Here is a 12541-nt window from a genome sequence, read left to right on the forward strand (position 1 = left end):
GAAGGTCACGCCGCCCCCCGCCGACAACGGCAAACGCAAGAGCGTGACGGGCACCCGCAGGTTAATGGCGGCCGGCTTCCTGCTGCCCGCCCTGGTGCTGCTCGGCGCGCTCGTGGTCTACCCGATCGGGTACTCGGTCTACCGGAGCTTCTTCGACAAGAGCGGCGACAGCTTCGCCGGGCTCGACAACTTCGTCGAGGTCTTCACCGACGACACCATCCTGACCGCCGTCAAGAACAACGCGATCTGGGTGGTGGTCGCCCCGGCCGTCTCGACCGCGCTGGGTCTGATATTCGCCGTTCTCACCGAACGCATTCGGTGGGGTACGGCGTTCAAGCTGCTGGTCTTCATGCCGATGGCGATCTCGATGCTCGCTGCGGGCATCATTTTCCGCCTGGTGTACGAACAGAATCCGGAGCGCGGGGTCGCCAACGCCGTCGCGGTGAGCGTCCACGACATGTTCTCCGAATCGGCCGGCTTCCCGAAGGCCCGCCCACTGCCCGTCCATCCGCTGAAGCCGGGCGGCGGCGGCTCCTTCGTCACCGAGCAGCCGGTCAGGGCGGGCGAGCAGGTCCTGCTCCCCCTCGTCGGCGTACCGCCCGCCAAGATGCCGGGCGACGCCGAGATCGCCGCGCCGGCCACGTCGGCGCCGGACAAGGTCACCGGCACCGCCTGGCTGGACTTCACGAAGGGCGGCGGCGGCAAACCGAACACGATCGACCCCAAGGAGCTGGGCCTCAAGGGGATCAAGGTCGAGGCGGTCAAGGACGGCAAGGTCGTGGACTCGGCCACGGCCGGCGCCGACGGTACGTTCACTCTCTCCGCCGAGGCCGACGGCGCGGAGCTGCGCTTCCCGGCCTCGAACTTCCGGGAGCCCTACAACGGCGTCGACTGGCTCGGCCCGAGCCTGGTCACCCCAGCCATCATCGGCAGTTACGTGTGGATGTGGGCAGGCTTCGCGATGGTACTGATCGCGGCCGGGCTCGCGGGCCTGCCGCGCGAACTTCTGGAGGCGGCCCGCGTCGACGGCGCCAACGAGTGGCAGGTCTTCCGCCGGGTCACGGTCCCGCTGCTGGCGCCGGTCCTCGCGGTGGTGCTGGTCACGCTGATGATCAACGTACTCAAGATCTTCGACCTGGTGTTCATCATCGCGCCGGGGTCGTCCCAGGACGACGCGAACGTACTGGCGCTCCAGCTGTACCGCTCGTCGTTCGGTACGGACGCGGACCCCGGCATCGGCAGTGCCATCGCCGTACTGCTCCTGCTGCTGGTCGTCCCGGTGATGCTCTTCAACATCCGACGGATGCGAAAGGAGAGCCGCCGATGACCACCACGGTTCCCACGCCCCCGACCACCTCCGCCGGCCAGGGACCCACCCGCGCCAAGCAGTCCCTCCCCGCGCGGATCGCGGCGCGTACGAGCGGCGGCGCGGTGAGCGTCTTCCTGGTCCTGGTGGCGCTGTTCTGGCTGATGCCGACGATCGGCCTGCTGTTCTCGTCGCTGCGCAGCCCCACCGACATCGCGGAGACGGGCTGGTGGAAGGTCTTCACCGCCCCCTCCGAGCTGACCCTCGACAACTACGCCAACCTCCTCGACAACAGCACCATCGTCGACTCCCTGCTCAGCACGATCATGATCACCGTCCCGTCGACCGTCCTGGTCGTGGTGATCGGCTCGCTGGCCGGGTACGCCTTCGCGTGGATGGATTTCCCGGGCCGCGACTGGTGGTTCCTGGTGGTCGTCGGCCTGCTGGTGGTGCCGGTGCAGGTGGCCCTCGTCCCGGTGTCCGAGCTCTTCGGCAAGATCGGCATCTTCGAGACCACGGCGGGCGTGGTCCTCTTCCACGTCGCCTTCGGCCTGCCCTTCGCCATCTTCCTGCTGCGCAACTTCTTCGCGGAGATCCCCAAGGAACTCCTGGAGGCGGCGCGGCTCGACGGGGCGGGCGAGATCCGGCTGTTCACCCGGGTCGTGATGCCGCTGGGCGGCCCGGCCATCGCGTCGCTGGGCATCTTCCAGTTCCTGTGGGTCTGGAACGACATGCTGGTCGCGCTGATCTTCGCCGACTCGGCCAACCCGCCGATCACGGTGGCGCTCCAGCGCCAGGTGCGGCAGTTCGGCAACAACATCGACATCCTGGCGCCCGGCGCCTTCATCTCGATGGTCATCCCGCTGATCGTGTTCTTCGCGTTCCAGCGGCAGTTCGTGTCCGGCGTGATGGCCGGCGCGGTGAAGTAGCGGGCGGGCGCGACCGCCCACGACGGCGGCCCGGTCTCCGCGACCGGGCCGCCGTCCGGCGTCCGGGACCGTCCGGTCAGGCTGTGAGCGCGGCGACCGCCGAGCCCGCGAGGTCGTCGAGATACCCGGCCGGCAGAGCGGTACGCACGACCACCAGCCGCCAGTACAGCGGCCCCACGATCAGGTCCAGTGCGCGGTCCACGTCCGCCCCCTCGGGCAGCTCGCCGCGCGCGACCGCTTCCCGTACGAGGCGCGCATCGCCGAACTCCGCGCGCAGGCGGGCACCGTCTTCCTCGTCAGCCACAACAACAGGACCGTCACCGAGACATGCGACCGGGCGATCTGGCTGGAGGCGGGGACGCTGCGGATGGACGGGCCCGCGAAGGAGGTCGTCGACGCCTACGAAGCGCGCACAAAGACGAAGAAATAGCATAAAGGTAGCTAAAGTGCGCCTTGATGACGACCGACCAGATCGCGGCCTCCGACGCGAACTCCGACCCCGGCTCCCCCACGTCCGCGGCCGTCGCGCGCCGGTTCGCCCGCGCACTCGGCGCCGTCTGGCTCACCACCCGCCTGGTCATGCTCGCCCTGCTCGCCCAGCCTCTCGCCGCCTTCGACGTGGGAACGATCAGCGGCGAGGTCCACCACATCTACTACGGCTGGTACGAGCAGCTGGCGCGGGGCGACTTCCCCCTCGACGACGCCATGTGGCAGTACCCGCCCGGCGCGGCCCTGGTGATCCTAGGGCCGGGCGCGCTCCCCTGGCTCACGTACTTCCAGGCGTTCCTCGTCCTCACGCTCGCCGCCGACGCGCTCGTCGCCCGCGCGCTCGCCCGCGCGGGGCGGCGGCCCGGCCGCAGCGCGGCCGGTGCGTGGATCTGGGTGGGCGGGCTGCCGCTGCTCCTGCATCTGCCTCTCGTCCGGTACGACGTCCAGGTCACCGCACTCGCAGCCCTGTCCCTGCTCGCGCTCCACCGCCACCCGCGCATCGGCGGCGCGCTCGCCGGACTCGGCGCGATGGTGAAGATCTGGCCGGTCCTCACGCTCCTGGGCGCCCCCCGCGGACGTACCACCAGGGACGCCTGGCTGTCCGCCGCCGCCGGCACGGCCGCGCTGCTCGCCGTCCTCGCGTTCGGTTTCACGCACACGCTCGGCTTCCTGCGCCAGCAGGGCGGCAGAGGCGTACAGATCGAGTCGATGGCCGGAACCGCCCTGTCCCTGGGGCGGCTCGTGGGCTGGCCGGGCACGGTCGAATACCGGTACGGCGCCATGGAGCTGACCGGGCCGTACGTCCCGGCCCTCGCCCACGCCTCCCTCCTCCTCACCGCCGCCGCCTTCTGCTGGTTGCTGGTGTGGCGGATCAGGGCCCGCCGCTGGACACCGGCCACCCCCTTCGACGCCGCGCTGGCCGCCGTGCTCCTGTTCACCGTCACCAGCCGGGTGATCAGCCCGCAGTACCTGGTGTGGCTGCTCGGTCTGGCCGCCGTCTGCCTCACCTCGCGCGCCACCACCCAGCGCCCGGTGGCGGCGCTGCTGCTGCCCGCGGCCGCCGTGAGCGCCCTCGCCTATCCGGTGCTGTACGAGGAAGTGGTCTGGGGCACGCCGCTGGGATGCGCGGTCATGGTCGTGCGCAACCTCCTGCTCGTCGCCGCCGCCCTGGTGTCCTGCCGCAGGCTGTGGACCTCCTCCAGGAGTACGTGAAAAGGGGCGCCCCGCACCGAGTCGTTCCGGTGCGGGGCGCCCCTCACGTACAGATCAGACGCGCGTACGCAGCATGGTCCGCATCGTGCGCATGGCCACCGACAGGTTCGCCAGGTCGAAGGCGTCCGACCCCTGGATCTCCTCCAGCGTCGTCCGCGCGCGGGTCAGGATCGCCGCGTTCTTCTCCTCCCAGGCCTTGAAGCGCTCCTCCGGCGCGGAGGCCCCGTTGCCCACGGACAGCACGTCCTGCGTCAGGCCGGCGTGCGCCGCGTACAGGTCCTCACGGATGGAGGCGCGGGCCATGGACTGCCAGCGGTCCGCCCGCGGCAGCTCGATGATCCGGTCCATCAGCTGGGTGATCGAGAGGCGGTCGGCGAGGTCGTAGTACACCTCGGCGACCTGCAGCGGCGTCTTGCCGGTGCGCTCCGCGATCGCGACGATGTCGAGCGTCGGGAAGGCGGACGAGAACCCGGCCACCCGCAGCGCCAGCTCCTGGGGAACGCCCGCGCCGGTCAGCTCGTCGAGGATGCCCTGGTACCACTCCAGGTCCGCGCCGCGCAGCAGCTTCGGCAGCTCGTCCCAGACCCGCGCGACACCGGCGCTGAAGAACTCGATCGTCTCGGCGAGCTCCAGCGGCTGCGGCCGGTTGCCCAGCAGCCAGCGCGTACCGCGCTCGACGAGGCGGCGCGAGTGCAGCCGGATCCGGGCCTGGACGTCGGCCGCGACCTTGTTGTCGAGCGCCTCGACGGCGTCCCACACCTCGCTGAGCCCGAAGATCGCGCGGGCCGCGAACTGCGCGCGTACGACCTCCTCGATCGACGCCCCGGTCTCCTCCCGCAGGCGGTGCAGGAAGGTCGAGCCGCCGGTGTTCACGGTGTCGTTGACCAGCACCGTCGTGATGATCTCGCGACGCAGGGCGTGCGCGTCGATCTGCTCGCCGAACTTCTCCCGCAGCGCCTGCGGGAAGTACGCGTGCAGCAGGGTCCGCAGGTACGGGTCGTCCGGCAGGCCGGTGTGGATCAGCTCGTCCGCCACCGTGATCTTGGTGTACGCCATGAGGACGGCGAGTTCCGGCTGGCTCAGGCCGCGGCCCGCGCCGAGCAGTTCGCGGATCTGCCGGTCGGTGGGCAGGAACTCCAGCGGACGGTTCAGGTGCCCGTCGCGCTCCAGCCGGCGCATGAAGCGCTGGTGGGCGTGGAGCAGGGAGGGCGCCTGGGTGACGGCGTTGGCCAGCGCCGTGTTCTGCGCGTAGTTGTTGCGCAGGACGAGCGAGCCGACCTCGTCGGTCATCGTGGCGAGCAGCTGGTTGCGCTGCTTGACGGTCATGTCGCCGTCCGCGACGAGACCGTTCAGCAGGATCTTGATGTTCACCTCGTGGTCGGAGGTGTCCACGCCCGCGCTGTTGTCGATGGCATCGGTGTTGATCCGGCCGCCCTCGCCGCCGGCGCCGCGGCGGGCGAACTCGATGCGGCCGAGCTGGGTCGCGCCCAGGTTGCCGCCCTCGCCGACGACCTTGACCCGCAGGTCCTCGCCGTTGACGCGGATCGCGTCGTTCGCCTTGTCGCCGACGTCGGCGTTCGACTCCGCCGAGGACTTGACGTAGGTACCGATGCCGCCGTTCCACAGCAGGTCGACGGGCGCCTGGAGGATCGTCTTCATCAGGTCGGCCGGGGTCATCTTGGTGATGCCCCGCTCGATGCCGAGCGCCTCGCGGATGTGCGCGTTGATCGGGATCGCCTTGGCGCTGCGCGGGTGGACGCCGCCGCCGGCCGACAGCAGATCCGTGTTGTAGTCGGCCCACGAGGAGCGCGGCAGCTCGAAGAGACGGCGGCGCTCGGCGTACGAGGTCGCCGCGTCCGGGTTCGGGTCGATGAAGATGTGCCGGTGGTCGAACGCCGCGACGAGGCGGATGTGCTCGGAGAGCAGCATGCCGTTGCCGAAGACGTCGCCGGACATGTCGCCGACGCCGACGACCGTGAAGTCCTCGTTCTGGGTGTCGTGGCCCAGCTCGCGGAAGTGCCGCTTGACGGACTCCCAGGCGCCGCGTGCCGTGATGCCCATGCCCTTGTGGTCGTAACCGACCGAGCCGCCCGACGCGAAGGCGTCGCCGAGCCAGAAGTTGTAGGCGACGGCGATCTCGTTGGCGATGTCGGAGAAGGTCGCGGTGCCTTTGTCGGCGGCGACGACGAGGTACGTGTCGTCCTCGTCGTGGCGGACGACATCCCTCGGCGGCACGACCTCGCCCGCCACCATGTTGTCCGTGATGTCGAGCAGCGCCGAGATGAAGGTCTTGTACGAGGCGATGCCCTCGGCCATCCACGCGTCACGGTCGACGGACGGGTCGGGGAGGTTCTTCGCGACGAAGCCGCCCTTGGCACCGACCGGCACGATGACGGTGTTCTTCACCATCTGCGCCTTGACCAGGCCGAGCACCTCGGTACGGAAGTCCTCACGCCGGTCGGACCAGCGCAGACCACCGCGGGCGACCTTGCCGAAGCGCAGGTGGACGCCCTCGACGCGCGGCGAGTACACCCAGATCTCGTACGCCGGGCGGGGCGCGGGAAGGTCCGGGATGGCCTGCGGGTCGAACTTCATCGAGACGTAGCCGTGCGGCTCACCGGTCTCGGTCTTCTGGAAGAAGCTGGTGCGCAGCGTCGCCTTGATGACGGTCAGGAAGGACCGCAGGATGCGGTCCTCGTCGAGCGACGCCACCTGGTCGAGCGCGCCGTCGAGCTCTTCGAGGAGCCCGTCGATCAGCTCGGTGCCCGCGATCTGACGCTCCGGCGACATCCGCGCCTCGAAGAGCGAGATGAGCAGCCGGGTGGTGTGGACGTTGTTGCGGAGGGTGTCCTCCATGTAGTCCTGGCTGAAGGTCGAACCGGCCTGACGCAGGTACTTCGCGTACGCGCGCAGCACCATCGCCTGGCGCCAGTCCAGTCCGGCGCTCAGGACGAGGGCGTTGAAGCCGTCGTTCTCGGCCTGCCCGGTCCACACGGCGGAGAACGCTTCCTGGAAACGCTGCCGCGCGTCGTCGGCCAGGTAGCCGTCGTTGCCGTTCGACTTGGGCATGCGCAGGCCGAAGTCGTAGATCCACGCGTGCGTACGGTCTGCGCAGCGCAGCTCGTACGGGCGCTCGTCGACGACCTCGACGCCGAGCCGCTGGAGCACGGGCAGGACCGCGGACAGGGAGACCTGCTCGCCGATCCGGTAGATCTTGAAGCGGCGCTCGTTCGGTCCGGCGCCCACCGGCTCGTACAGCGACAGCGAGAAGCTGTTGCGGCCGTGCGTCAGCTGTTCGAGGTGAATGAGGTCGGCGACGGCGGCGCGCGGTGAGTGGTCGGCCTTGTAGCCCTCGGGGAAGGCGTGACCGTACCGGCGCAGCAGCTCGGCGGCGCGCTCCTCGCCCAGCTCGGCGTTCATCGCGTCGGAGAAGCCGTCGGCCCAGGAGCGGGCGGCGTCGACGAGCCGGGCCTCGATGCGCTCGGTGTCGGCGTCCGTCAGGGTCGGCAGCTCGGTGCCGGCCGGGACGCGGACGACGAAGTGCAGGCGGGAGAGGATCGACTCGGTGTTCCAGGCGGTGAAGTCGACGCTGGTGCCGCCGAGCTCCTCCTTGAGGATGTCGATGAGCCGCAGCCGCACGCTGGTGGTGTAGCGGTCGCGGGGCAGGTAGATGAGCGCGGAGTAGTAGCGCCCGTACTCGTCCTGTCGCAGGTAGAGGCGCAGCCGGCGCCGCTCCTGGAGGTAGAGCACGCTCGTCACGATGGACGTCAGCTGGTCGACGGGCGTCTGGAAGAGCTCGTCGCGCGGGTACGTCTCCAGGATCTGGAGCAGGTCGCGGCCGTCGTGGCTGTTGGGCGAGAAGCCGGCGGTTTCGAGGACCTCGGCGACCTTGCGGCGGACGACGGGGACGCGGCGCACGGACTCGGTGTACGCGGCCGAGGAGAACAGTCCGAGGAAACGGCGCTCGCCGATGACGTTGCCGTCCGCGTCGAACTTCTTCACGCCGACGTAGTCGAGGTAGCTGGGCCGGTGCACGGTCGAGCGGCTGTTGGCCTTCGTCAGTACGAGCAGCTTGTGCTCACGGGCCTTGGCCCGGACGTCCGCGGGCAGCCTGCTGAACGACGGGCTCACCGGGTGGTCCTCGTCGCCGCTGTGGTGCGGGTCGGAGCGCAGGATGCCGAGGCCGGTGCCGGGGACGGCGGACAGCGCGTCGTCCTGCGTCAGCTCGTACTCGCGGTAGCCGAGGAAGGTGAAGTGGTCGGCGGCCAGCCAGCGCAGCAGCTCGCGGGCCTCGTCGACCTCCTGGTCGCGCAGGTCGTCGGCGGTGGGCTCGCTCGGCAGCTCTTCGGCGATGCGCAGCGCCGAGTCGCGCATCTTCTCCCAGTCCTCGACGGCCTCCCGGACGTCGTTCAGGACGCGCAGCAGGTCGGCGGTGATCTGCTTGAGGTCGGAGCGGTCGGTCTCGCGGTCGATCTCGACGTGGATCCAGGATTCGACGCAGGCGTCGTGCGGAAGCTTCTCGTCCCGGCGCGCGCCCTCGGCGGGGAGGACCTCGATCAGCTTGCCGGTGACATCGCGGCGGACAGTGACCTGCGGGTGAATCACGACGTGGATGCCGCGGTTCTGCCGGGACAGCTCATTGGTGACCGAGTCGACCAGGAACGGCATGTCGTCGGTGACCACCTCGACGACGGAGTGGCTGCAGGTCCAGCCGTTCTCCTCGACGGTCGGGGTGTGCACCCGGACGTTGGCGGTGCCCTGCGGGCGGTTCTCCGCCAGCCGGTAGTGCGAGAGCGCCGCGCCGAATACATCGACCGGGTCGCGGTCGGCGAGGTCTTCGGGGGCCGTGTGCAGGTAGTAGCGCTGGAGGTACGCGAGGAGCGTGTCCCTGTCGGGAGTGCCTTCGCTCGTGGACCCAGTCGAAGGTTGTCCCCCGGCCGGGCTGTTCTCAGCTACCCGGGCCGCCCGTACGAGCAGCTCGGCCTTGGCTTCGTCCAGCTTGGTCTGCATGTCCTCTGGCTCCTGTCGCGCGCCGTTGCGTGACGTAGGTGAAGAAAGATGACACAACGCCACGACGCGGGGTATCCGGTCGGTTCGACGTTATGCCGCGATGAGAGATACCCCTGACGTTATTGGCCAATTTTGACGGCCGGTCGGGGTTTCGGGGACCAGCGATCGCCCGGGCACGGTGGTGCTCCGGGCGCATGCCGGGGGCTTCACTGCCCCCGAGGGCTATCGCGCTGATCACGGCACCAGGCTATCCCCCCGCACGGGGGGCTCGTCATGTCCGATCGGTGTACAAAACCAGCCCCGAAGTTTGACACTCTGGACAGCGACGACAGCCGGGAAGGCCTCCCACTGATCCGGCGGGGCGCCTTGGCAAACGCCGCCGACCGGTGCACGTTGAACCGGACGGCACGGCACAGGCCGCCCGAGGGGAGCACTCAGTCATGGCACCCAAGATCCTCATCGTGACCGGCGACGCAGCGGAATCGCTGGAAGTCCTCTACCCCTACCAACGCCTGCGGGAGGAGGGGTACGAAGTCCATATCGCCGCCCCGGCCCGCAAGAAGCTCCAGTTCGTGGTCCACGACTTCGAACCCGGCTTCGACACGTACACCGAGAAGCCCGGCTACACCTGGCCCGCCGACCTGGCGTTCTCCGAAGTCGAGCCGAGCCAGTACGCCGCCCTGGTGATCCCCGGCGGGCGGGCCCCGGAGTACCTGCGCAACGATTTGGAGCTGCGCAAGATCCTCAAGTCGTTCTTCGACTCGGACAAGCCGGTGGCCCAGATCTGCCACGGCCCGCTCCTGACGGCCGCCGTGGACGGCCTGGCCGGCCGCAGGGTCACGGCGTACCCGGCCCTGGAACTGGACATGCAGGCAGCTGGAGCGACGTTCCAGGACGCGGAGGCGGTGGTGGACGGCTCCCTGGTCTCGTCCCGCGCCTGGCCGGACCACTCGGCCTGGATGCGCGAGTTCCTCAAGATCCTGCGCACGAAGAGCCCGGCGACGTAGCGGGCCCGGCTGTGCGTCCGCCGGGTCGGCAACGGTGACACCCGGCCCGGCGGCTGGGGCTGGGCTGGGCTGGGCTGGGCTGCGGCCGGAGCTGCGGCTGCGGCTGCGGCTGCGATTCGGTCTACGGCTGCGGCAGGGCTGGGGCTGGGCTGCGCCGGGACGCTTCCCGGCGCCATTTCACCGCCGCCGGCACGACTCCGCCACCTGATCACCACCTCGGCGGAGGGCACGGCCCGGCCCCTCCGCTCGCAGCTCCCGGGGGACTCCGCCCCTGCGCGCGGCGCCCCTGGGGGCACTCCGGCCCTGCGTTCGGAGCGCCGCGGGCAACTCCGGCCCTGCAGAGGCAGCGGTGGGCAACTCCAGCCCTCCGCGCACAGCAGCGGGCAATTTCAGCCCCTCCGGCGTTTGAGGAGCGGGTTCCGGGGCGGAGCCCTGGGGTGCCGACCCCGGCCAGGGTCGGGGGCGAAGTCCCGGGTGCCGCCCCGGCCACTTCAGCCCGTCCGGCGCTTGAGGACCGGGGTCCGGGGCAGCGCCCGCGTCACCCCATCCACCGCTCCGCCAGCTCCACCGCCTCCGCCAGCGTGTCCACCACCGGCACACCCGCCGGCTCCAGGCTGGCCCGACTGTGCGAGCCCCCCGTGTAGAGCACCGCCCGCGCCCCCACATGCGCCGCCGCCACCGCGTCGTCGACCGCGTCGCCGATCACGACGACCTGCCCCGGCGTGACGCCGCCGAGCGCCGCGACATGGCGCGCCATGTGCGCGGCCTTGCTGCCCCCGGAAGGCCCGGTCCGCCCGTCGACCCGTACGAAGTGCCGCTCGATCCCGTACTGCCGCACCACCGGCACCAGCTGCTCGTGCCCGTACATGCTCAGCAGCGACTGACTGCGCCCCGCGGACTGCCACTCCACGAGCAGCTCCTCGACGCCCTGGGCCAGCGCGCACACCACCCGCAGCTCGGTGTAGTGCCGGTGGAAGGCCTCGTCCATGACCAGCCACTCCGCGTCCGTCGGCAGCCGCCCCATCAGCCGCTCGTAGAAGCGGGGGATGGGCACGCAGTACAGCTCCCGGTACCGCGCCAGCGTGATCGGCTCGATGCCGATCTCCGCGAACGCGGCGTTCGTCGCGCCGATGACCGCACTGATGTCGTCGAGCAGCGTGCCGTTCCAGTCCCAGACCAGATGCGTCGTCGTGTGCTTCCCCATTCCAAGAAGGTACCCACCGGGTACGACAACGCATACGAAGCGGTCAGCCGATCAGATTCGGGATCTCCTGAACCCCGAACCACAGCAGCTCGTGATCCTCCGCCCCGTCCACCGTGAACTGCGCGTCGTCGTCCCCGTGGTCCGCCGCCCCCAGCGCCCCGGCCGCCGCCGTCACGTCCGCCTCCGCGTCGTCCGCGTCGACATGCACCGCCGCCGCCTTCTTCAGCGGCACCGCGGCAGCGATCCGTACCTCGCCGATCCCCGCCGCGTCCAGTCCACGGTCCGGGTCGGCGACCGCGTCCCCGTCCGGTACGTCGACCGCCACGACGACCCGGCGCCGCACGGCGGCCGGGTCACCCGCCAGCAGCCGCAGCGACGCCGCGGCGGCACGGTTGAGCGCGGCGTACTCGAGTTCCTCGATGTCGTCCGAGACGTACCACTCGCGCAGGCCGGGGGTTACGGCGTACGCCGTCAGCGGGCCGGGCCCCAGCTGTCCCGCCTTGTGCGCCTCAGCGAGACCGGAAAGGGTCAGGGGGACGTAGACACGCATTGGCAGGCCGCTTTCGTAGTCGGGACGGCCTCAAGGATACGTACGGAGTCCCCCTTCGGGCCGGTGGTCCCCGGCGGCCGCGACGTCCACCCGACGTGCCGCCCGTCGGCCGGTGACCGCCCCAGGACCGGCTCCCGTCACCCGGATAGGTGATTCTCTCGACCGGCTCCACCCCGGGCCACCTCACCTTGCCGCCGTCCCCCCACTCCCCGTAGAAGATCACCAACAGAAGTTACTGCCCGGTAATTCAACCGGGCCGGCAGAGCGGGGGCACGCAGATGAACAAGGACAGGACCCGGCCGCAGGGACGCCGCGACCCGCGCAGGCCCGGCGCACCCGCGTCCAGGGTGGCCGCCACCAGCCCCACAGCAACGCAGACGACCGCCACGCGGACCGCCACCACCACCAGGACCACCACTGCCACCACGCCGCTGCGTCGCCACCATCACCGACCCACCCCGCACGAACAGTTCGCCGAGCGCCTGCTGGCGGTACTCAGCGGCCGGCGCCCCGTGCACTGGATGCTCGGCCACACCATCGGCGAGGCGTACGAGCAGCTCGTCCAGCTCGCGCCCAGGACCCCTCTGCGCACCCGCGGCACGCTCCCCGTCGTACGCACTTGCGGTGGCTTCCACCCGCGCCCGGGTGTGGTCGAGGCTTTCGCGAGCATCGCGGCGGGCGAGCAGGTACGGGCGATGGCGTTCCGCCTGGAGCAGGGCCGCGACCTGCGCTGGCGGTGCGCCGCCGTCGAACTGGGCGGCACCCCGGCTGCGGCAGCCTGCGCCCCGGCGTAGCCACGGCCGGACCGGCCAGGGCCCCGAACCGCCGGATCGC

General features: G+C 70.6%; 8 protein-coding genes and 2 pseudogenes. 6 read left to right on the forward strand and 4 right to left on the reverse strand.

The window, feature by feature from the left end; genetic code table 11:
• Positions 1 to 43: 43 nt before the first annotated feature.
• Together ACWIHY_RS13285 and ACWIHY_RS13290 are read left to right on the forward strand one after the other, a co-directional pair.
• A complete protein-coding gene (locus ACWIHY_RS13285; RefSeq protein ID WP_454375776.1) occupies positions 44 to 1327 on the forward strand; it encodes a carbohydrate ABC transporter permease in 1284 nt (427 codons plus the stop codon).
• Positions 1324 to 2235, forward strand: coding sequence for a carbohydrate ABC transporter permease (locus ACWIHY_RS13290; protein ID WP_454375745.1), 912 nt, complete (start codon positions 1324 to 1326; stop codon positions 2233 to 2235). The genes ACWIHY_RS13285 and ACWIHY_RS13290 overlap by 4 nt, the downstream gene beginning before the upstream one ends.
• 76 nt (positions 2236 to 2311) lie before the next feature.
• Here ACWIHY_RS13290 and ACWIHY_RS13295 read toward each other — a convergent pair.
• Positions 2312 to 2491 (reverse strand): annotated as a pseudogene (locus tag ACWIHY_RS13295) (TetR-like C-terminal domain-containing protein); the annotation flags it as partial.
• Between ACWIHY_RS13295 and ACWIHY_RS13300 the strand changes: the two are divergent.
• Both ACWIHY_RS13300 and ACWIHY_RS13305 read left to right on the forward strand, forming a co-directional pair.
• Positions 2489 to 2665: pseudogene (locus ACWIHY_RS13300) on the forward strand (ABC transporter ATP-binding protein); the annotation flags it as partial. The pseudogenes ACWIHY_RS13295 and ACWIHY_RS13300 overlap by 3 nt on opposite strands.
• 26 nt (positions 2666 to 2691) lie before the next feature.
• Positions 2692 to 3936 (forward strand): glycosyltransferase 87 family protein, encoded by a 1245-nt coding sequence (locus ACWIHY_RS13305; RefSeq protein WP_454375746.1) that lies wholly within the window; start codon positions 2692 to 2694, stop codon positions 3934 to 3936.
• Between the two features lie 54 nt (positions 3937 to 3990).
• On the opposite strand, the gene ACWIHY_RS13310 is transcribed toward ACWIHY_RS13305, so the two are convergent.
• On the reverse strand, positions 3991 to 8946 hold the full coding sequence (locus tag ACWIHY_RS13310; RefSeq protein WP_454375747.1) for an NAD-glutamate dehydrogenase: 4956 nt from the start codon (positions 8944 to 8946) through the stop codon (positions 3991 to 3993).
• Positions 8947 to 9386: 440 nt separating this feature from the next.
• On the opposite strand from ACWIHY_RS13310, the gene ACWIHY_RS13315 reads away from it, so the two are divergent.
• The gene (locus ACWIHY_RS13315) at positions 9387 to 9953 is read left to right on the forward strand and encodes a DJ-1/PfpI family protein (RefSeq protein WP_454375748.1); all 567 of its coding nucleotides are present in this window, start codon (positions 9387 to 9389) and stop codon (positions 9951 to 9953) included.
• A gap of 538 nt (positions 9954 to 10491) precedes the next feature.
• On the opposite strand, the gene ACWIHY_RS13320 is transcribed toward ACWIHY_RS13315, so the two are convergent.
• Together ACWIHY_RS13320 and ACWIHY_RS13325 are read right to left on the reverse strand one after the other, a co-directional pair.
• Positions 10492 to 11157, reverse strand: a complete 666-nt coding sequence (locus tag ACWIHY_RS13320) for an HAD family hydrolase (protein WP_454375749.1) — start codon at positions 11155 to 11157, stop codon at positions 10492 to 10494.
• 43 nt (positions 11158 to 11200) lie between these two features.
• Entirely contained in the window at positions 11201 to 11707 is a 507-nt protein-coding gene (locus ACWIHY_RS13325; protein ID WP_454375750.1) for a DUF6912 family protein, read from the reverse strand.
• Between the two features lie 278 nt (positions 11708 to 11985).
• Between ACWIHY_RS13325 and ACWIHY_RS13330 the strand changes: the two genes are divergently transcribed.
• Entirely contained in the window at positions 11986 to 12501 is a 516-nt protein-coding gene (locus tag ACWIHY_RS13330; protein WP_454375751.1) for an Rv3235 family protein, read from the forward strand.
• The last annotated feature ends 40 nt before the right edge of the window (positions 12502 to 12541 follow it).

Source organism: Streptomyces sp. NPDC055287, from assembly GCF_053646035.1.

Bases quoted from the DNA above. Each gene is read 5' to 3' on its own strand.
- ACWIHY_RS13290 (WP_454375745.1), top strand. From the start codon at position 1,324: ATGACCACCACGGTTCCCACGCCCCCGACCACCTCCGCCGGCCAGGGA.
- ACWIHY_RS13305 (WP_454375746.1), top strand. From the start codon at position 2,692: ATGACGACCGACCAGATCGCGGCCTCCGACGCGAACTCCGACCCCGGC.
- ACWIHY_RS13310 (WP_454375747.1), bottom strand. From the start codon at position 8,946: ATGCAGACCAAGCTGGACGAAGCCAAGGCCGAGCTGCTCGTACGGGCG.
- ACWIHY_RS13315 (WP_454375748.1), top strand. From the start codon at position 9,387: ATGGCACCCAAGATCCTCATCGTGACCGGCGACGCAGCGGAATCGCTG.
- ACWIHY_RS13320 (WP_454375749.1), bottom strand. From the start codon at position 11,157: ATGGGGAAGCACACGACGACGCATCTGGTCTGGGACTGGAACGGCACG.
- ACWIHY_RS13325 (WP_454375750.1), bottom strand. From the start codon at position 11,707: ATGCGTGTCTACGTCCCCCTGACCCTTTCCGGTCTCGCTGAGGCGCAC.
- ACWIHY_RS13330 (WP_454375751.1), top strand. From the start codon at position 11,986: ATGAACAAGGACAGGACCCGGCCGCAGGGACGCCGCGACCCGCGCAGG.